The organism is Leifsonia sp. 71-9 (assembly GCF_001898805.1).
Taxonomy (GTDB): Bacteria; Actinomycetota; Actinomycetes; order Actinomycetales; family Microbacteriaceae; genus Leifsonia.
Genome location: NZ_MKVJ01000001.1, coordinates 277,463 through 296,691, shown reverse-complemented (window position 1 = coordinate 296,691; position 19,229 = coordinate 277,463). Strand labels below are relative to the sequence as shown.

Here is a 19,229-nt window from a genome sequence, read left to right as displayed (position 1 = left end):
GGGCCGATCCGTTCCACCCGACACGGCCGTTCCACTCGACAGGGAGACCCATGGACTACCGCAGCACCGGATTCTGGTTCGACTCCATCGCGGAGGCCGAGGGCGGTTTCGCGCCGCGTCCCGGGCTCACCGAGGACGTGGCCGCCGACATCGCCATCGTGGGGGCCGGCCTGACCGGCCTCTGGACGGCCTACTACCTGCTTCGGGCCGACCCGACCCTGCGCGTCGTGGTGCTCGAGAAGGAGGTCGCCGGTTTCGGCGCCTCCGGCCGCAACGGCGGCTGGTGCTCGGCCCTGTTCCCGTGGTCCGCGTCCAAGCTCGAGGAGCGGTACGGCTTCGACGCCGCGGTCGCCCAGCGCCGGGCGATGGTCGGGACCGTGCACGAAGTCGGCCGCGTCGCCGAGGCGGAAGGCATCGACTGCGACTACCGCCTCGGCGGCACGGTGACGTTCGCACGCTCACGCCCCCAGGTGGAGGCCGCCCGCGCCGAGTTCGCAGAGTCGGAGCGCTTCGGCGTCGACCGGGTGGCCCTCTGGGGCACCGAGACGGTGCGGTCGCGGTTCGGCGTCCCCGACGCGATCGCCGCCACCTACACGCCCGACTGCGCGCGCATCCACCCCGGCAAGCTCGTGCGCGGCCTGGCCCGGGTCGTGGAGCAGGCCGGAGCCACCATCGCGGAGGGCACGGAGGTGATCTCCTGGTCCCACGGCATCGTCCGCGCACGGTCCGGCGGCGCCGAGCACACCGTGCGCGCCGGGGTCGTCGTCAACGCCACCGAGGGGTACGGCTCGCAGGTCGAACAGGTCGGCCGCCGCATCCTCCCCCTCTACTCGCTCATGATCGCCACCGAGCCCCTGTCCGACGCCGTCTGGGAGCGGATCGGCATCGCGCACGGGCAGACCTTCACCGACTTCCGCAACCTGATCGTCTACGGCCAGCGCACAGCGGACAACCGCTTCGCGTTCGGCGGCCGCGGCGCCCGCTACCACCTCGGCAGCTCCATCCGCACCGAGTACGACCGTTCCCCCCTCGTGCGCGACCACCTGGTGCGGACCCTGTTCGAGCTGTTCCCGGATGCCGCCGGCGCCCGCGTCACCCACCACTGGGGCGGCCCCCTCGGGGTGCCCCGCGACTGGCACGCGAGCGTCGGGCTCGACCCCGCACGCAAGGAGGCCTGGGCCGGCGGCTACGTCGGCGACGGCCTCAGCACGACGAACCTCGCCGGCCGCACCCTCGCCGACCTCCTCGGCGGCCACGACACCCCCCTCACCCACCTCCCTTGGGTCGGCCACCGCTCCCGCGAGTGGGAACCGGAGCCCCTGCGCTTCCTCGGCGCGAACGCCGGCCTCGTCGCGATGGAGGGTGCCGACCTCGAGGAACGGCTCACCGGTCGCTCCTCGGTGGTCGCCCGCGCCGTTGCCCCGCTCATCGGGCACTGAGGGGCTATACACGCCCGTTCAGGCCGGGGCGCCAAGAGAATACTGGTATTTCACGCGCAAAACGCTAGCGTTGTAGCTGTGTATGACACATGTTTCGGCGGGATGATGCGCGCCGGCACGCTCGGAAGCAAACGCGAGCGACGCGGACCGCGCCTCGTACTTCGACGAGCGCCGTGCGTCGTTGTGCTGGCGATTGCGCTGAGCGTAGGGCTGAGCGCGTGCGTGTTCGGAGGAAACGCAGTGAGCGAGGAGAAGAGCACCCACGTGAATCTGATCAATCAGCGGAAGGTTGCCCTCGCCTTCCTCGACCTGCACCCAGGGATCGATCGAATTCGCTTCACGCAAGATGGAGGACCCTCGGGCTTCGGAGCTCCGTGGGCGGCAAACGCAGTGATCACGATGGGCGGAGAGGACTATCAAGCGATCCTTGGGATAGGGATCCTCTCGTCGGATCCCCTCCCGAGTGTTGCAGCGGGGACAGCACCGGGGCCCACGACAGTCGTTTATAGTGACGGCTCGTCGGAGGTGATCGAGTGACGAGCGCCAAGGATTCAGTGCGTGCGTGTTTGGAGGAACTGGAATGCGAATGACAACCGCACCCAAATGCAGACGGGCCGTGCGTCTGGTGGAGGAGACCCATGGCTAGGCGGGCTCCGCTGGTGGTCGGGATCATGCTCGCGGTCGTTCTCAGCCTGACCGCATGTGCTTTCGGAGGAGATTCAGTGAGCGAGCACAAAGCAAATCTGGCCAACCAGAGAGAGTCGGCCCTCCTCTTCCTGGAAAAGCAGGGCGGCGTGGAGCAGATCAGATTCACGCAGGAGGGAGGGAAGCCAGGGCTAGGTGCTTCATGGAGCGTGAACGCGGTCGTCACGATCGGCGGGCAGGAGTATCGAGCCATACTCGGCATTGACCTGATCTCGTCGGAGCCGCTGCCTTCGATCGCGCCAGAAGAGACCCCGCCGCCTGTGTCTGTCATTTACAGCGATGGCTCCTCGGAGGTTCTGCCATGACAACGGATCAGGACTACAAGTCATTCGCGAACGAGGCCTACTCGGTTGACCCATTGTCGCGAAGAACCCGATCCCAAAGGGCGACCCCTTCAGCTCAATGGGCCCTGGTGAGCAAGAGTTTCAGGTCATTGAGACGTGGCCGGATCCAGTGACGGGTCTCCAGAGGATGAGCGATGTCCCGATCGTCAACGGACTGACATAACGAAAGGTCACCCGCTCGCTCCTCGTCATCGCGGCGCAGGTCTGACGCCTCCTAATCGCAGGTTGGCGACCGTATGTGAAATGTTGCCTACGATGCGTTACTTTAACAATCGTGAGTTATACATCCTTCGCATCCGCCGTTTCGCCTTGGCCCCTCGGCGAGCGCAGGGTCGGTCCACCGGCGCAGGTGGATGAGGCGACGGCGTTCGGTTCGGGACCGTCTGACACTCGGCGGGCCGGGACTCGCGAACGCGGGAGGCGAGCTGTGTACAGACGAGTCCTCGCGGCCGCGGGGCTTGCAGTCGCACTCACCCTGGGGCTCAGTGCGTGCGTGTTTGGAGGGACAGGAATGACAGACCACGAGACGAATCTGGCGATCCAGAAGAAGGTAGCCATCAGGTTCGTCGCAATGCAGGGCGGAGTAGAGGAGATTCGATTCACTCAGGAAGGCGGCAAGCCAGGTCTGGGCGCATCGTGGCGAGCCGACGCGGTCGTCACGATCGATGGAGTCGAATATCGAGAGACGTTGGGACCTAGCATTCTGAGCGGCGATTCTCTTCCTGACATTCCGCCCTCCGCACACAATCAAACGACAGTGATTCTCAGCGACGGAACGCGGGACCTCATCGAATGACAACCGCGCAAGATTACGCGACGATCGCGGACGAGGCGTACGGTGCCGACCCGCTGCTCCATGGGTTCCCGACCGAAGTAGGGACGAGCTTTCGTACCGACGGCGACAAAAGCAAGCAGGAGTTCGAAATCATCGACACCGAGTCGGATCCGGTGACCGGCTTCCAGGGGATTGCGGTGGTCGCGATCGTCAACGGCGCACCCGACTTCTCCACCGTCTACATCTCTTTTGCCGGCACGAACCCCGACGACCGGGGCGACATCCTCGCCGACGCCCAGTCGGTGGTCGGTGGCCAGATCGGCCCAGGAACCCAGGCCGACCAGGCTCTGGAGTTCGCGGCGCAGGTGCAGTGGGAAACACGGAAGAAGCACCCGGATGCGTCGTTCGAGACAGTGGGGCATTCGCTGGGTGGGTTCCTGGCGATGCTGGTGGCGGCGGAGATGCGGTGGCGGTCGACGTCGTTCAACGGGCCGGACCCGTGGGACTCGCTGTCGCCGGAGGCGAAGAAGTGGTTGCGGGAGCAGATCGCGGCCGACAAGAACCCGTTCACGAACTTCGTCAACCAGTTGGACGTGATCGGCAATCTCTTCGGCAACGGGACCGGTGCCGGGCTGTTCGTGAAGGACGAACCGGGGAGGGGGATCATCGATTACCACGATCTGAGCACCGGGTTCGAGTTCAACTCGGATGGCTCGATCAAGAACACCGGTGGCGCGCACCTGGCGCTCAACGTCAGCGCGATCATCAAGGCCATGGCCCTCGTCGACGGAGCGGACCCGCGGATTCTCGCGGCTCTGGAGGCGAAGCTCGCGGAGTTCGGGCGTTCCTTCTACCGCGGCGCCGGCCAGGTCGTCTCGCGCCTCATCGTCGCCGTGGATACGGTCGGTGCGGCCGGGTTGGCGGCGAGCGTCGGCGAGACGGCGATCCAGTTGGCCGAGATCGAGCGGGTGAACGGCGGTCTCGTGCCGGCGATGACCGACGCGCTGACCGGGTCGAAGAACGCCGCATCCCTGCTGCCCACGATCACGGAGCTGGACATCGAGAACTGCGTGGCCATGTTCGGGCTGGGCGTCAGGGAGAACATCGACCTAGACGCCGTCGACCACGTCGACAGACTGGTCGACGACCACCTGGAGACCGTCGGGAAGATCAGCGACGGCGTGATGAGAACGGTCCAGAATGCGGCCGCGCAGGACGCGCAATGGGCGCAGCTCTACAGCGGACGCTAGACCAGGGGGGAAGAGATCGTGTCATGGTGGGATGACGTCATCGACGGGGCGAAGAGCGGGCTCGCGCCCGAATCGTCGTGGGCGCTCATCGACGCCGCCGTTCATCGGGCGGCCGTCGGGCTGTTGAACTCCGCGCTTCCGACGGTGGTCCGGGCGCGGTACACCGCGGTGCGCGCCACGAACTGGGTGCCGATCGAGAACGCCGCGGCCCACGTACGCTTCGCGCTCTCCACCGCAGACGTCAGCGGAGCACTCGCCGGCGCCGTGGAGGAGTCGGTGTCCGACGGGCTCGCGCACCTCGCGAAGGACACCGACTACGCCCGCGCAGTGAACAGCATCCGATCGTGATCCCGAAGGACGATCGCACCCGCGGGGAGTTGGAGGACGCGCACCGGGACGAGAACCTGGCCGCGCGCCGCCGCATCGACCACGCCGAGGAAGCTGTCGCGCACTACCGGTCGCGGATGACATCGATGCAGGAGAGCTTCTACGAGTTCGCGGCCCGCAACGACGCGGCGAACGACCCGGAGTTCCGCACAGCGCTCCAGAACGTCACGGACGAGATCGACCGCAATGTGCGCGAAGCGTCGGCCGCGATAGCGCGACTGGAAGAGGAGCACCAGGCGGCGCTGGCACGTCAGGCCCGCGAACTCGACGACCACGCCGACGCCCAACGCGAGAAGCGGCAGGCGACGGACTGACCGGACGAACGAGAACCCCGGAGCAGCAGAAGACCGCAAAAAACCGCCGAGCACGCAACGGAGCTGCGTACTCGGCGGTTCGGGTTCCGCGCGGGACGGGGTCAGGCCTGCTGGAGGACCGCCTGGAGCTCGAGCGTGATGGTGACGTCCTCGCCGAGGAGGACGCCGCCGGTCTCGAGGGCCGCGTTGTAGGTGAGGCCGAAGTCCTCGCGGTTGATCTTGGTCTTCGCGGTCGCGCCGGCCTTGTAGTTGCCGTACGGGTCCTGGCCGAAGCCGCCGAAGTCGAACTCGAAGGTGACCGGCTTGGTGACGCCCTTGATCGTCAGGTCGCCGTCGACGAGGAAGTCGCCGTCCTCGTGGCGCACACCGGTCGACACGAAGTCGATGGTGGGGTGCTCCTCGGCGAGGAAGAAGTCGCCGGTGCGCAGGTGCGCGTCACGGTCGGCGTTCTTCGTGTTGACGGACGCGACGTCGGCCTTGGCGGTGACGGTCGACTCGAGCGGGTTCTCGGCGGTCACGAAGGTGGCGTCGAAGTTCTCGAAGGTGCCCTTGACCTTGCTGATCATGAGGTGACGGATGCTGAAGCCGACCTCGGAGTGGGTGGGGTCGATGGTCCAGGTGCCCGCCTTGTAGCCGGGGATGTCGATGGTCATTCGCTGATCTCCTTGAGGATCGATGGTCTCGCTTGCGGAGCGGCGGACGATGCTACGCCCCGCTCAGGTACATGCAAGTGCATGGAGTGCCGGGATATTCCGATTCCGCGAAAAAAAGTTGACGCGTCACTCTTTCAGGGCGATCGAGTGCCGCAGCACGAGCAGCGCACGCGCGTCCGCGTCGATCCGGGCGGGCGGGATGCGCCCGCTCTGCACGGCGACGACGACCGCGTCGATCAGCGCGTCCGGGGCCGATCCGGTCGGGATGACGTCGAGCACCATGGTGTTGCCGGCCGCGATCGCCTGCACAGCGTTCTCCCCCGCGTCCTGGTACTGCGGGAGGCCGGTGTCCTGCAGCATCCGCAGGTCGTCCGTGATGGTCACGCCGTGGAAGCCGACCTCGTCCGCGAGGATGCGATGCCAGGTTGGCGAGAGCGACGCGGGCAGACTGTCGACCCCGCTGTAGATCAGGTGACCGAACATCACCACCTCCGCGCCGGCGTCGACGCCCGCGCGGAAGGACGGGAGGTCACGCGCCTCCCACTCGGCGCGGGTCGTGGGCGTCGTGGGCACGACGTGATGCGAGTCGGCGTCGGTCTCGCCGTGACCCGGGAAGTGCTTGAGGGTGCTGAGCACCGTCCCGTGCTCCCCCGCCACCGCTGCGGCGACCCGGGCCGAGGCCGAGGCCGGGTCCGTTCCGAGGATGCGGTCGGCGATGAACGAGCCGGGGTCCGCGGTCACGTCCGCGACGATGCCGAAGTTGACGTTCACCCCGGCCTGCTTCAGGAGCGCGGCCCGCGCGGCGAACGCCTGCCGGGCGGCGTCGGGGCTCTGCGAGTGGAGAGCGTCACCACCGGGCTGCCCGTCCCAGGGCAGACGGGTGACGTCACCGCCCTCCTCGTCGATGCCGATGAGCGGCGGCAGCGCGGGGTCGGAGGCCCGCATCGCGGTGGTCTGCGCCGCCAGCGCCTCCGGCGAGCCCGGGATGTTGTCCCCCATGAGGATCATCCCGCCGAGCCCATAGCGGTCGGCGAACCCGCGGAGGGCCGCGGCATCGGTCCCCGGCGCGTGCAGCATGAACAGGCTGGCGACCTTCTGCCGCAGGGTCATGTTCGCGAGCCGGGCGTCCGCGTAGGCGGCGACAGGATCCGTCGTCGGGGTCGGCGTCGCCGTGGCTGCTCTCGGTTCGTGCGTTCCGTGCGCCGGAGCGGATCCGGCGGACGCGGTTCCGGCGGACGCGCATCCGGCCAGACCGGCGACGAGAGCGGTGGCGATGCCCAGCACCGTCCACCGTCTCGTCGTCCGCATCCCCCGATGCTAACCGTCAGCCCTTGACGGCGCCTCCGAGCCCGGCGCTGCGCAGGAAGAGGCCCTGGAAGATCAGGAACAGCACGATCGGGATCAGCGTCGAGATCGCCAACGCCGCGAGGTACACGTCGAGCTGGATCGCCGCCTGCAGGGTGGGCAGCCGCACCGACAGGGGCTGCATGCCCGGGTCGCGTAGCACCAGCAGCGGCCAGAGGTAGTCCTTCCACGCGGCGATGATGGCGAACACCGAGACCACGCCGAGGATCGGCTTCGACATCGGCAGCACGATCGACCAGAACAGCCGGAACGGCCCGGCGCCGTCCGTGCGGGCCGCCTCGAACACCTCCCGGGGCAGGTTGTCGAAGAACCGCTTGACGAGCACGACGTTGAACGCGCTCGCCCCGGCGGGCAGCCAGACGGCCCAGAACGTGTTGATCAGGGACTGCCCGAGCAGCGGCGGGTTCAGGATGGTGAGGTACAGCGGCACGAGCAGCACGACCGACGGCACGAAGAGCGTGCAGAGGATCATCCCGTACAGCACCTTGCCGTACTTCGGTCGCAGCACGCTCAGCGCGTAGCCGGCGGTCGTCGCGACGAGCACCTGTGCGGCCCACGACCCCGCGGCGACCCAGATGGTGTTCACGAACTGCACGTCGATGTGGACCGTCGACCACGCCGTCGAGAGGTTCGCCCAGTCGACGCCGTTCGGGAACAGCGCCATCGGCGTCTTCAACGTGTCCGCGGTCGGGGTGATCGCCGACTTGGCGAGCCACAGCAGCGGACCGAGGCCCACCACGATCAGCACCACCAGCAGCACGGCGTTGATCACGCGCGAGCTCCAGCGGACCCCCGGGCGCCGTCGGTCGGAGATCGAGAGGATGCCGCGGTCGGCGTCCGCCTGCGGGCGACGACGCCGGCGGCGACGGCGCGGCGGCTCCGGGCTCGCGCCGTCCTCGACGACGGCGGTCACCACGGAGGCGACCTCGGGCGGGATCTGCGTCGACGTGCTCAATTCTGGCTCCAGGACTTGGTGAGGCGGAAGTACACGAGGGAGAGGACCGCCAGGAACGCGGCGAGCATCAGGCTCAGCGCCGTCGCGGCGCCGTAGTCGCCTCCGAGCGAGTTCTGGAAGGCGTAGCGGTAGATCAGCAGCAGGATGGTCACGGTCGAGTTGACCGGGCCTCCACTGGTGAAGAGGAACGGCTCCAGGAACACCTGCGCCGTCCCGATGATCTGCAGGATCAGCGTGATCAGCAGCACCCCGCGCAGCTGCGGCAGGGTGACGTGCCAGATCTTGCGCCAGATGCTGGCGCCGTCGACCTCGGCCGCGTCGTACAGCTCGGGCGAGACCCCGGTGATGGCCGCGAGGTAGATGATGATCGTGCCACCGGCGGCGGCCCAGGTGGCCTCGACCACGAGCGAGGGCATCGCCTGTGTCGCATCCTGGATCCACGGCTGCGGCGGGATGCCCACCCAGCCGAGGATCGTGTTGAAGACGCCGGTCGGCCGCGCGTCGTAGAAGAACTTCCACAGCAGCACCGCCACCACGGGCGGCACCACGACGGGCAGGTAGGCGAGGGCGCTGTAGAGGCCCTTCGCGCGCTTGACCTCGCTCATCAGCACGGCGGCGATCAGCGGGATGGGGTAGCCCAGGATGAGCGCGAGCAGCGCGAACCAGGCGGTGTTCCCCACGACGGTCCAGAACAGCGGGTCGTTCACCACCTGGACGAAGTTGTCCCAGCCCACCCAGGTCGGCGGCGTCACCAGGTTCGTGTGCTGGAAGCTCATCACCACGCTGCGGACGATGGGCCACCAGGAGAACACGCCGAAGATCAGCAGCATCGGCAGCAGGAAGAGCAGGTTGCTCACGCCGCCGCCGCGGATCCAGGTCAGGGGCGTGCGCCGGGCTCGGCGGACGGCCGGGCGGTTTCGGTCGATCGCGGTCATGCGCGGGTCACTCTCTCGGATCGGGCGGGCGGCCGGCGGCGCAGCACGCGCCGCCGGCCTCCCGTCGGTGTCACTTGTCGGCGTCGACGAGCTTCTGGATGTCCGAGTCGACCTTGCTGAGCAGCTGGTCGATGTCGGCGTTCTGGTCCGTCAGCACGGCCTGGACGACCGTGTCGAGCGCCCCGTAGAGCTCCTGGGTGTGCTTGTTCGGCTCAGGCACCAGGGTGGCGTCGAAGATCTTGTCCGTGAACGGCGCCACGTTCGCCTGCGGCACGTTGATCTCGTCCTTGATCCACTCCATGTTCTGGTCGTAGGTCGCCTTGTCGAAGACGGGCAGCGTCGGCACGCCGACCGGCTGGCCCGACTTCACGAGCACCTTGGCGTCGGCGACGGCCTGGTCCTGGTTGAGCAGCTTCTGCATGTAGTAGAAGTCGATCCACTTGACCGCCGCGTCCTTCTGCGCCTGCGACGACTTGGGGCTGACCGCCGCGACGTTGCCGCCGCCGAGCACGCCGGCGTCCTTGTTGCTGGTGTCGATCGGCAGCATGGTCAGCCCGTAGTTCTTCGGGTCGACCGCGTTCTGCTGCACGAGGGAGGTCAGCACGTCGGAGCCGGACGGGTACATGGCGATCTGCCCGGCGCCGAAGGCCTGGTTGATGCCGGACCAGTCGAGCAGGAAGTTGCTGCCGACCGAGTTGTCCTTCCAGCGCAGGTCCTTCAGCCACTGCAGGGCCTCCTTGGTCACCGGGTTGTTCGTGGTGACCTTGGTCTTGCCGCCCTCGGTGGTCTCCATCCGGCCGCCGCGCGCGTACACCGTGGTGGTGAGCTCCCAGCCGCCGGTGTTGCCCTGCGTCATCTGCATGTAGCCGGCGACGCCCGGCACCTTCTCGGAGATGGTCTTCGCGTCGGCGCGCACCTCGTCCCACGTCGTCGGGGGCTTGTCGGGGTCGAGTCCGGCCTTGGTGAAGATGTCGCGGTTGTACGACAGGCCCATCGCGTACGGGCCGTAGGGGATCCCGTAGATCTTGTCGCCGTCCTTCGCGACCGCGAGCACGTTCTCGTTGAACTTCGACGCGTACGGCAGCTTGTTCACCTCGGCCGAGATGTCCGCGAGCTGCCCCGCCTGGATCAGCGACTGCGAGTCGGTGAACGGCACGTTGAAGACGTCCGGGAGGGTGCCGCCCGCGAGCTGGGTCGCGAACGTCGGGCCCGTCCACTGGTACTCCTCCGACTTCACGACGATGTCGGGGTTGGCCTTCTCGAACTCCTTGACGCGATCGTCGAAGGCCTTGAAGGAGGCCTTGTCGCTGCCCGGGATGAGGCTGGCGACGGTGATGTGGACCTTGCCGTCGTTGGCGTCGGATCCGGCGGACGAGCAGCCCGCCAGGACGCCGGCCCCGGCGAGGGCGACCGCGGCGACGGCCGCGATCGTGCGTGGTGACTTCATTGTCGGTGTTCCTTCCAGTGAGTGGTGAGGGGTTCTCTCAGTGAGTGGTGCTGGTCTCCGGCGGCCGATGCTGTGTTCGTAGCCACGCCGTGGAGTCGGGAGGCAGCAGGCCGTCGTCGAGAGGGCTGCTGCTGAGGAGGAGCGCGGCGTCGTCCGGCAACGGGACCGGCACCGCGGACAGGTTGGTGACGCTGGCGAACCGGGCGCCGCGGGCGAACGCGAGCACGCCCTCCTGCGCGTCGAGCCAGGAGAACGGCCCGTCGCCGAGGCCGGGCTCGGACCGGCGGATCCGCAGCGCCTCGCGGTAGAGCCGCAGCATCGACCCCGGGTCGTTCTGCTGCGCCTCGACGGTCAGTGCGGCCCACGAGGCGGGCTGCGGCAGCCACGGCTCGGCCGTCGCGCCCGCCGGGCTGAAGCCGAACGGGGCGGCCTCCCCGCCCCAGGGCAGCGGGACCCGGCAGCCGTCCCGCCCGGGGTCGATGCCGCCGGAGCGGAAATGCATCGGATCCTCGAGGCGATCGGCGGGGAGGTCCTCCACCTCGGGCAGGCCGAGCTCGTCGCCCTGGTACAGGTAGAGCGAGCCGGGCAGCGCAGCCGTGAGCAGGGCGGCGGCACGGGCGCGCCGGCGGCCGACTTCGAGATCCGTCGGCGTGCCGGTGCGCTTCTTGACGAAGGCGAACGAGGAGTCCTCCCGGCCGTATCTGGTCACCGGCCGCGTGACGTCGTGGTTCGACAGCACCCAGGTGCTCGGGGCGTCCACCGGTGCGTGCGCCCCGAGCGTCTCGTCGATGGAGGTGCGCAGCTCCGCGGCGTCCCAGGGCCGGGCGAGGAAGTCGAAGTTGAAGGCGGTGTGCAGCTCGTCGGGCCGCAGGTACATCGCGAAGCGGTCGATGTCGGGCAGCCAGATCTCGCCGACCAGCACGCGCGTGCCGGGGTAGGAGTCGGCGATCGACCGCCAGGAGCGGTAGATGTCGTGCAGCTCGTCCCGGTCCTGGTTCGGGTGCTCCCCCGCTGCGGGCCGCTCCGGCACCTCGGGCAGCTCCGGGTCTTTGACCAGGAGGGCGGCAGAATCGATCCGCACCCCGGCCACGCCGCGGTCGAACCAGAACCGCAGGATCTCCTCGTGCTCCCGGCGCACGTCCGGGTGGTTCCAGTTGAGGTCGGGCTGCTCGGGGCTGAAGAGGTGGAGGTACCACTCGCCCGGCGTCCCGTCGGCGTCGGTGGTACGGGTCCAGGTGTCGCCGGAGAAGTTGGAGACCCAGTTCGTCGGCATCTCCTCGCCGTGCTCGCCGCGGCCCGGACGGAACCAGAACCGCTCGCGTTCGGGCGAGCCGGGCCCGGCCGCCAGCGCCGCCTGGAACCAGGGGTGCTGGTCGGAGACGTGGTTCGGGACGACGTCGATGATCGTCCGGATCCCCAGCGCGAGGGCGTCGGCGATCAGCGCCTCCGCCTCCGCAAGGTCGCCGAAGGCCGGGTGGATGCGGCGGTAGTCGGCCACGTCGTAGCCGCCGTCCGCGAGCGGCGAGACGTACCAGGGCGTGAACCAGAGGGCGTCGACGCCGAGATCCTTGAGGTAGTCCAGGTGCTGCCGCACGCCCGCCAGGTCGCCGACGCCGTCGCCGTTGCCGTCGGCGAAGCTGCGCGGGTAGATCTGGTAGATCACCGCGCTGCGCCACCAGGCGGGGTCGTCGCCCGCGGGCGCCGGAGCCGGCGTCTGCGCTGCGGCGAGGCCGGCGGCGGCCGCGTCGGCGGTGCGGTGCCCGGCATCGGAGCCGGTCAGCACGGAGAGGTCCACAGTGAGCCCTTCGCATCGGGCGGCCCTCTGGTCGGGGCCGCGTCGGTCGCGACGCTGCCCTCGGCATCATCGCTGCTCACCGAAATGTAGCTAACACGACAAGATGATGCAAGAACTCAACAATGAGTAATTCACTTGCGTACTTTTGCGCGGAGTTGCGCTCCGCGGCGGCGCTCAGGCGGGTCCGGTGGACCCCCGCACGACCAGTTCCGGCTCGAAGAAGAGCTCGTCGCGGATGGCGGAATCACTGGAGATCTGCCGCAGCAGGAGCTCGATGACGGTGCGCCCCATCGGCTCGATCGGCTGACGGATCGTGGTGAGCGGCGGCTCGGTGCAGTTCATCAGAGCGGAGTCGTCGTAGCCGACGATGGAGACGTCGCGCGGCACCGAGAGCCCGGCCCGACGGGCGGCCCGGATCGCGCCGAGCGCCATCGGGTCGCTGGCGCAGACGATCGCGCTGACCCCGGCCGCCAGCAGCCGCGCCGCGGCGGCCTGACCGGCCTCCAGCGAGTAGAGCGAGTGGACGACCAGGCCCTCGTCGAGCGGGGTCCCCCACTCCTCGAACAGCCGGCGCGCCGTCGCCAGCTTGCGCATGGAGGGCACGTGATCGCGCGGGCCGAGGAGGAGCCCGATCCGCTCGTGCCCGAGCGAGCGCAGGTGGCCCAGCGCCTGCGCGGTCGCGACGGAGTCGTCGCACGACACCGTGGCGAAATGCAGCTCGTCGACGGGCGCGTTGACCAGCACGGTCGGGAGGTGGAGGTCGCGCAGGCGGTCGTAGTGCTCGTGCGACGCCCCGACCTGGGCGTAGGCGCCGCCGACGAACACCACGCCGGACACCTGCTGCTGCAGCAGCAGCTCCACCCAGTCCGCCTCGGAGATGCCGCCGGCGGTCTGGGTGCAGAGCACTGGGGTGTAGCCGTTCTGCGCGAGCGCTCCCCCGATGATCTCGGCGAATGCGGGGAAGATCGGGTTCTGCAGCTCGGGCAGGACGAGTCCGACGAGCCGCGCGCGCTCGCCACGCAGCTTGGTCGGGCGCTCGTAGCCGAGCACGTCGAGCGCGGTCAGCACCGCCTGACGGGTGGCACCGGAGACGCCGGGTTTGTCGTTGAGCACACGGCTGACGGTGGCTTCGCTCACTCCGACCTTGCGCGCCACCTCGGCGAGACGTTTCGACATGCCCCGATTCTACGCAAGTAGTTGCAAAATCGCGCAAGTACGTTGCAACTGCCGCCGCGGTCTACGATGACGGACATGGCGACGCGTGCGACCTCCCTCCTGCTCGCCTCCCATCCCGGACCGACCCTCGTCGTCACGGCCATCGCAGCGGGCCTCGGGCTGGGTCTCGGTTATCCGCCCGGCCGCCTCGCCCTGCTCGCCGTCGCGGTGCTGCTCGGTCAGCTGTCGATCGGCTGGTCGAACGACTGGCTGGACGCCGCCCGCGACCGCGCGGTGTCCCGCGCGGACAAACCGGCCGCGCGCGGCGACATCCCCGTCCCCGTCGTCCGGTCCGCCGCCTTCATCGCGCTGGTGCTCGCGCTCGTCGTGACCGCCGTCCTCGGCCTCGGCGCCCTGCTCGCCCACGTCGTCGCCATCGCGGGAGGCTGGGCCTACAACCTCGGGCTCAAGTCGTCCGTCTGGTCGTTCGCGCCGTTCGCGGTGAGCTTCGGCCTCCTGCCGGCGATCGCGACGCTCGGCCAGGAGGACCCGGCCCTCCCCGCGCCCTGGGTCCTGGCCGCGGGCGCGCTGCTCGGCGTCGCAGCACACATCACCAATGTCCTGCCCGACCTGGCCGACGACGCCGAGACCGGCATCCGTGGCCTGCCGCACCGGCTCGGCGCGCGCCGCAGCGGGCTCGCCGCGTTCGCCTGCCTCGCCGTCGCGACGGCGCTGGTCGCGTTCGGTCCCGGCTGGCCGGTCCGGCCGGTGCTGCTGGTCGGGCTCCTCCTGGGTCTGGCCGCCGTCGTCGCGGGCGTCGTCCTGCTCCTGCGGCGCAGCCCGACGCGCCTGCTGATGCAGCTGATCATGACGTGCGCCCTGATCGACGTCGTGATGCTGGCCCTCGCGGGTCAGTCGGTCGTCACCGCCTGAACCGGCTCGGCGACCGGCTCCTTGTTGCGGATCCCGATCGCCGACACGATGCCGCCGGCGAGCAGGAGCGCCGCCGTCGCGATCATCGCCCGGTGCAGCCCGTCGACGTCGAGCTGCTCGCCGATGATGAGGCCGGCCAGCGCCACCGTGATCAGCCCGGCGATGCGCGAGACGGCGTTGTTGGCCGCGGAGGCGATGCCGGCCTCCGCGGGGTGGATGGCGCCGAGGATGGCGCTTGTGAGCGGTGCGACCGTCATCGACAGGCCGACACCGAAGAGCAGGACGGCCGGCAGGAGGCCGGTCCAGTAGTTCACGTGGGCGTCGGCCAGCAGCAGCCACAGGAAGCCGACCGAGGCCACGATCGGGCCGACCGCCATGAAGAACCGCGGCCCGTATTTGCCGGCGAGCCCGCCGAAGAATCCCGACAGCAGGAGCATGCAGAGGGTCGACGGGATGAACACGAACCCGGCAGCGATGGCGGAGAACCCCGCGACCTGCTGGAGGAACAGCGTCACCATCAGCGGCCCGAACGACAGCGCACCGTAGACGAACGCGGTGGCGATGTTGCCCACCCAGAAGTTGTGCACCCGGAACAGCGCCAGCGGCAGCATGGGCTGCGACACGCGGCTCTCGACCACGAAGAAGGCGGCGAGGGAGAGCAGCCCGATGACGAGCGGGATCCAGACACGCGGACTCCCCCAGCCGAACGCGCCCTGCTCGATGAGGGCGAACACCGTGCCCGCGAGGCCGACGGAGCCGAAGATCGCACCCAGGATGTCGACGCGCCCGCCCGTGCCGTGGTCGTCCTCCTTGAGCGTGAGCATCAGCACGAGGGTGATCGCGATCGGGACCACGTTGATCACGAACACCCAGCGCCAGGAGAGCGTGTCGACGAAGACCCCGCCGATCACCGGGCCGGCGATCATCGCGATGCCGGTCCAGGCCGTCCAGCGGCCGATCGCCTTCGCCTGCGCGGCCCCCTCGAAGCGGGAGATGATGATCGCCAGAGAGCTCGGCACCAGCAGGGCCCCGGCGACACCCTGGAGGGCGCGCGCGACGACCAGGAACACCCCGGTCGGGGCGAACGCGCAGAGCAGCGACGTGATCCCGAAGCCGATGAGGCCCGCGTAGAGCACGCGCTTGCGGCCGAAGACGTCGGACAGCGAGCCGGCGAGCAGGATGAACGAGCCGAGCGTCACCAGGTACCCGTCGACCACCCACTGCTGCAGCGGCAGGCCGCCGCCGAGCTCCTTGTCGATCGCCGGCAGAGCCACGTTGATGACCGCACCGTCGAGGAAGGCCACGAAGCTCGCCAGGATCGCGATGATCAGGACTCTCAGCTGGAGCGAGCTCATGCGTTCGGTGGCCATGTGCTCATTCAACGGCCCCGGGACCACCGGTGCAAGCGCGCACGTGCGCGACTACTTGTTCCCCTTGGTGCAGGTCTGCTGCGCGGCCGTCTGGCCGGTGATGGTCGAGGGGAGCTCCACCGCCGTCGGCGAGGGGTCCGGTGCCGGCGGCGCGGCGGCATCGGTCGTCGGCGCGGCGGGGGCGTCCGGGGCCGTCGTGTCGGTCGGCGTCGGGCTCGCCGTCGCGTTGGGATCCTCCGCCGCGCGTCCGGTCGACCCCGTCAGCTTCACCGCGACGTCGTTCACCAGCGCCTCGTTGAGGGCCTTCGCGGCCGACGACGCCGGCACGACACGCTCCTTGTTGTCGGGGTCGGCCACGGTCGGGTACTGCACGAAGACCATGTTCTCGAGCCCGGTGTCCTTCACGGCCAGGGCGATCTGCACGAGCGTCGTGGGATTGCTGAGGCTCTCGGACGGCGTGACGCTGCCGACCGCCGCCTTGGCCAGGCTGTAGAGCTGCACGGGGTTCGAGAGCACACCGCCGCTGACGATCTTGCGGGCCAGCGCGGAGAGGAAGACCTGCTGGTTGGAGATGCGGCCCAGGTCGCTGCCGTCGCCCACCCCGTGGCGGCTGCGCAGGAACGAGAGCGCCTCGTCGCCGACGAGCTCGTTGTTGCCGGCCGGGAGGTCGAGCGCCGGAGTCGTGTACTCGTCGTAGACCGGCGTCGCCAGGCAGACCGTCACGCCGCCGACGGCGGTCGACATCTGGCTGACGCCGGCGAAGTTGATCACCGCGCCGAACGGGATGGTGAGCCCGGTCATCTTCTCGACCGTGAGCACGACACAGGCCAGGCCGCCGCGGGAGAGGGCGGTGTTGAACTGGGCGTAGTCGCTGCCGTCGACCGTGCCGTCGCCCTTCGGAGTCGGGCAGTCCGGGATCGAGATCATCAGGTCGCGCGGAAAGCTCACGACCATCATGCTCTTGTGGTCCTGGGCGATGTGCAGCAGCATCGTGACGTCGTTGTTGCCCTCGCCGGTGCTGGCGTCCTGCTCGTCCGCCGACTCGTAGATGCCGCCCAGCCCGGTGCGGCTGTCGGTGCCGGCGAGGAGGACGTTGATCCCGCCCTCCATGGCGGCGACGTCCGGGATGGCCTGCTGTGTGTGCCCCGGCGCCGAGACCAGCTTCACCCCGGTCTTCACCGAGCGCGCGACATCCCACACCGCGTACGCGCCGACACCGCCGACGCTGACGAGGACGACCGCCATCACGGCGGCGAGGAGCCCGAACACCGTCCCGACCGCCCGCCGGCGGCGCAGCTGGCCGTGGCGCACGGGGAGCGGACCTCGAGCACGCTGGTGCCGTCGCGGCAGGTCCGTCATGCCATGCCTTTCGGGGTCGGGAGCACGGGGATGCGGGAAATACTAGCGATGAATCCTTTCGACCCGCTGCGAGACGCGCCCGCGCATCGCGGCGGCGGACCCCCGTTACTGGGGGTGCCGACGCCCGATCCGCAAGCCAGCGTTACCCGCGGTGACGGTCGTGACGCCGCGTGACGGAGCGCCTCGACCCCGGCGCGCGGCCTCTGCGAACCTGCGTGGCAACCGTCGAACAGGAGGGTGGTTCCAGACATGAGCGACCAGCTGATCCTCGCCGTCGCGCTCGAGGGAGCGGGATGGCACCCGGCCGCATGGAGGGACGCGGGCATCCCGGCGTCCACCGTGTTCCGGCCGTCGTACTGGGTGGAGCAGGCGCGCAGCGCCGAAGCCGCCGGCGCCGACTTCCTCACCTTCGAGGACGCGCTGAGCGTCGCGACGCCGACGCGGGCGGACCGCATCCGCGGTCGGCTCGACGCCGTGCAGCTCGCGAACTTCGTCGCGCGGCGCACCGAACGCATCGGCTTGGTGCCGACCACGAGCGTGCTGGAATCGGAGCCGTTCCACGCCTCCACCCAGCTCGCGACGCTCGACTACGCCAGCGAAGGGCGGGCCGGCTGGAAGGTGCAGCTCGGCCGGCCGGGCGAGAGCGCCAACGTCGGCCGGCGCGCGCTTCCCGAGCTCGGGCCGGCCCTCCTCACGGCGCCGGACGGACCCGAACAGCTCGCCCGGCTCTTCGACGAGGGGGCCGAGTTCGTCGCCGTCGTCCGCCGGCTCTGGGACAGCTGGGAGGACGACGCCGTGATCCGCGACGTGGCAACCGGCCGCTACCTCGACCGCACCAAGCTGCACCACGTCGACTTCGAGGGCTCGGCCTTCCGCATCGCCGGGCCGTCGATCACCCCGCGGCCGCCGCAGGGTCAGCCGCTCGTCACCGTGCTCGCGCACGCCGCGATCCCGTACCGGCTCGCCGCACGCGCGGCCGACGTCGTCTACGTCACCCCGGCCGACGTCGACGACGCGGGTCGCATCGTGCGGGAGGTGCGCGCGCTCGAGAAGACCGAGCGGTTCGAGCCGGAGCCGCTGCGCGTCCTGGCCGACCTGGTGGTCGTGCTCGAACCGGACGCCCGCGACGCCCGGCGCCGCCTCGCCGAGTGGGACGCGCTCGACGGGGAGACCTTCGAGAGCGACACCGCGATCCACGCCACGGATCCCGAATCGCTCGCCGACCTGATCGGCGAGCTCGCGGGCGCCGGGATCGAAGGCGTCCGTCTGCGCCCCGCCTCCGTCCACCGCGACCTCCCCGCCATCGGGGACCTGCTGGTCCCGGCCCTCCGGCGCCGTGGACTGCTGCCCGACCAGCCGCGCGAGGGGACCCTCCGCGACCGGCTCGGTCTCGACCGCCCCCGCAACCGCTACGCCGCGTGACCCGAGGAGAGCCATGACAGCACAGAACAAGCGCCGGCTCCGGCTGGCGGCCGGGGTGCCCGGCGTCAACCACTGGACCGTCTGGGGCGCCCCCGGCGCCGGCAGCCAGATCGACTTCAGCACCTTCGAGCACGTCGCCCGCACCGCCGAGCGCGGCTTCTTCGACTACTTCTTCCTCGCCGAGGGGCTGCGGGTGCGCGAGCACAAGGGGCGCATCCACGAGCTGGATGTCGCCGGGCGCCCCGACAACCTCTCGGTGCTCGCCGCCGTCGCGGCCGTCACCGAGCACATCGGGCTGGTCGGCACGGCCAGCGCGACCTACAACGAGCCGTACGACCTGGCACGCAAGCTCGCCTCGCTCGACCACCTCTCCGGCGGCCGCGCGGGCTGGAACGTCGTCACGTCGTCCGACGCCTTCACGGGCGCGAACTTCCGCCGCGGCGGCTACCTGGCCTACGAGGACCGCTACCGCCGGGCGGAGGAGTTCGTCGAGCTGTCGCGCCTGCTCTGGGACAGCTGGTCCGCCGACGGCCCGGAGCCCTACCGGTTCGCCGGCGAGTTCTTCGACACCCACGGCTGGTTCCCGGTCGAACCGGGCCCGCAGGGGCGCCCCGTGCTCGTGCAGG

General features: G+C 69.6%; 19 protein-coding genes. 9 read left to right on the top strand and 10 right to left on the bottom strand.

The annotated features are described in order from the left end of the window. The first annotated feature begins 50 nt into the window (after positions 1 to 50). Positions 51 to 1,439, top strand: coding sequence for an FAD-dependent oxidoreductase (locus BGO91_RS01500; RefSeq protein ID WP_290471101.1), 1,389 nt, complete (start codon positions 51 to 53; stop codon positions 1,437 to 1,439). An 18-nt stretch (positions 1,440 to 1,457) separates the two neighbouring features. Here the strand turns inward: BGO91_RS01500 and BGO91_RS01495 are convergent, their stop codons facing one another. After that, a complete protein-coding gene (locus tag BGO91_RS01495) occupies positions 1,458 to 1,784 on the bottom strand; it encodes a hypothetical protein (protein ID WP_290471100.1) in 327 nt (108 codons plus the stop codon). A 377-nt stretch (positions 1,785 to 2,161) separates the two neighbouring features. On the opposite strand from BGO91_RS01495, the gene BGO91_RS01490 reads away from it, so the two are divergent. From BGO91_RS01490 to BGO91_RS01470, 5 genes are all read left to right on the top strand, one after another. Continuing rightward, on the top strand, positions 2,162 to 2,449 hold the full coding sequence (locus BGO91_RS01490; RefSeq protein ID WP_290471099.1) for a hypothetical protein: 288 nt from the start codon (positions 2,162 to 2,164) through the stop codon (positions 2,447 to 2,449). 550 nt (positions 2,450 to 2,999) lie between these two features. Next, positions 3,000 to 3,284 carry a hypothetical protein gene (locus BGO91_RS01485; RefSeq protein ID WP_290471098.1) on the top strand — a complete coding sequence of 95 codons (285 nt, stop codon included), beginning with the start codon at positions 3,000 to 3,002 and terminating at the stop codon, positions 3,282 to 3,284. Next, positions 3,281 to 4,513, top strand: coding sequence for a DUF6792 domain-containing protein (locus tag BGO91_RS01480; protein ID WP_290471097.1), 1,233 nt, complete (start codon positions 3,281 to 3,283; stop codon positions 4,511 to 4,513). The genes BGO91_RS01485 and BGO91_RS01480 overlap by 4 nt, the downstream gene beginning before the upstream one ends. A gap of 18 nt (positions 4,514 to 4,531) precedes the next feature. Further along, positions 4,532 to 4,861: a hypothetical protein gene (locus BGO91_RS01475; RefSeq protein WP_290471096.1), complete on the top strand. Its 330-nt coding sequence runs from the start codon at positions 4,532 to 4,534 to the stop codon at positions 4,859 to 4,861. Further along, positions 4,858 to 5,214 (top strand): hypothetical protein, encoded by a 357-nt coding sequence (locus BGO91_RS01470; protein WP_290471095.1) that lies wholly within the window; start codon positions 4,858 to 4,860, stop codon positions 5,212 to 5,214. The genes BGO91_RS01475 and BGO91_RS01470 overlap by 4 nt, the downstream gene beginning before the upstream one ends. Before the next feature lie 101 nt (positions 5,215 to 5,315). Here the strand turns inward: BGO91_RS01470 and BGO91_RS01465 are convergent, their stop codons facing one another. The 7 genes from BGO91_RS01465 to BGO91_RS01435 form a co-directional block, all read right to left on the bottom strand. After that, positions 5,316 to 5,867 carry a YceI family protein gene (locus tag BGO91_RS01465; RefSeq protein ID WP_021763309.1) on the bottom strand — a complete coding sequence of 184 codons (552 nt, stop codon included), beginning with the start codon at positions 5,865 to 5,867 and terminating at the stop codon, positions 5,316 to 5,318. 126 nt (positions 5,868 to 5,993) lie between these two features. Next, positions 5,994 to 7,175: a glycoside hydrolase family 3 N-terminal domain-containing protein gene (locus BGO91_RS01460; RefSeq protein WP_290471094.1), complete on the bottom strand. Its 1,182-nt coding sequence runs from the start codon at positions 7,173 to 7,175 to the stop codon at positions 5,994 to 5,996. 16 nt (positions 7,176 to 7,191) lie between these two features. Beyond that, positions 7,192 to 8,187, bottom strand: a complete 996-nt coding sequence (locus tag BGO91_RS01455) for a carbohydrate ABC transporter permease (protein ID WP_290471093.1) — start codon at positions 8,185 to 8,187, stop codon at positions 7,192 to 7,194. Beyond that, positions 8,184 to 9,122, bottom strand: coding sequence for a carbohydrate ABC transporter permease (locus BGO91_RS01450; RefSeq protein ID WP_290471092.1), 939 nt, complete (start codon positions 9,120 to 9,122; stop codon positions 8,184 to 8,186). The genes BGO91_RS01455 and BGO91_RS01450 overlap by 4 nt, the downstream gene beginning before the upstream one ends. 70 nt (positions 9,123 to 9,192) lie before the next feature. Continuing rightward, positions 9,193 to 10,569 (bottom strand): extracellular solute-binding protein, encoded by a 1,377-nt coding sequence (locus BGO91_RS01445; protein WP_290471091.1) that lies wholly within the window; start codon positions 10,567 to 10,569, stop codon positions 9,193 to 9,195. Between the two features lie 37 nt (positions 10,570 to 10,606). Further along, positions 10,607 to 12,232 (bottom strand): glycoside hydrolase family 13 protein, encoded by a 1,626-nt coding sequence (locus tag BGO91_RS01440; protein ID WP_290471151.1) that lies wholly within the window; start codon positions 12,230 to 12,232, stop codon positions 10,607 to 10,609. A 306-nt stretch (positions 12,233 to 12,538) separates the two neighbouring features. Beyond that, entirely contained in the window at positions 12,539 to 13,540 is a 1,002-nt protein-coding gene (locus tag BGO91_RS01435) for a LacI family DNA-binding transcriptional regulator (RefSeq protein WP_290471090.1), read from the bottom strand. A gap of 75 nt (positions 13,541 to 13,615) precedes the next feature. Between BGO91_RS01435 and BGO91_RS01430 the strand changes: the two genes are divergently transcribed. Continuing rightward, positions 13,616 to 14,452, top strand: coding sequence for a UbiA family prenyltransferase (locus BGO91_RS01430; protein ID WP_290471089.1), 837 nt, complete (start codon positions 13,616 to 13,618; stop codon positions 14,450 to 14,452). Here the strand turns inward: BGO91_RS01430 and BGO91_RS01425 are convergent. Both BGO91_RS01425 and BGO91_RS01420 read right to left on the bottom strand, forming a co-directional pair. Then, entirely contained in the window at positions 14,431 to 15,822 is a 1,392-nt protein-coding gene (locus tag BGO91_RS01425) for an MFS transporter (protein ID WP_290471088.1), read from the bottom strand. The two genes, BGO91_RS01430 and BGO91_RS01425, sit on opposite strands and share 22 nt — an antisense overlap. A 51-nt stretch (positions 15,823 to 15,873) precedes the next feature. After that, positions 15,874 to 17,181, bottom strand: coding sequence for an LCP family protein (locus BGO91_RS01420; RefSeq protein ID WP_290471087.1), 1,308 nt, complete (start codon positions 17,179 to 17,181; stop codon positions 15,874 to 15,876). A 249-nt stretch (positions 17,182 to 17,430) separates the two neighbouring features. Here BGO91_RS01420 and BGO91_RS01415 point away from each other — a divergent pair, with 249 nt between their 5' ends. After that, positions 17,431 to 18,603 (top strand): LLM class flavin-dependent oxidoreductase, encoded by a 1,173-nt coding sequence (locus BGO91_RS01415; RefSeq protein WP_290471086.1) that lies wholly within the window; start codon positions 17,431 to 17,433, stop codon positions 18,601 to 18,603. A 13-nt stretch (positions 18,604 to 18,616) separates the two neighbouring features. Continuing rightward, positions 18,617 to 19,229: LLM class flavin-dependent oxidoreductase (locus BGO91_RS01410; protein ID WP_290471085.1), on the top strand; the 613-nt coding region annotated here is incomplete at its 3' end.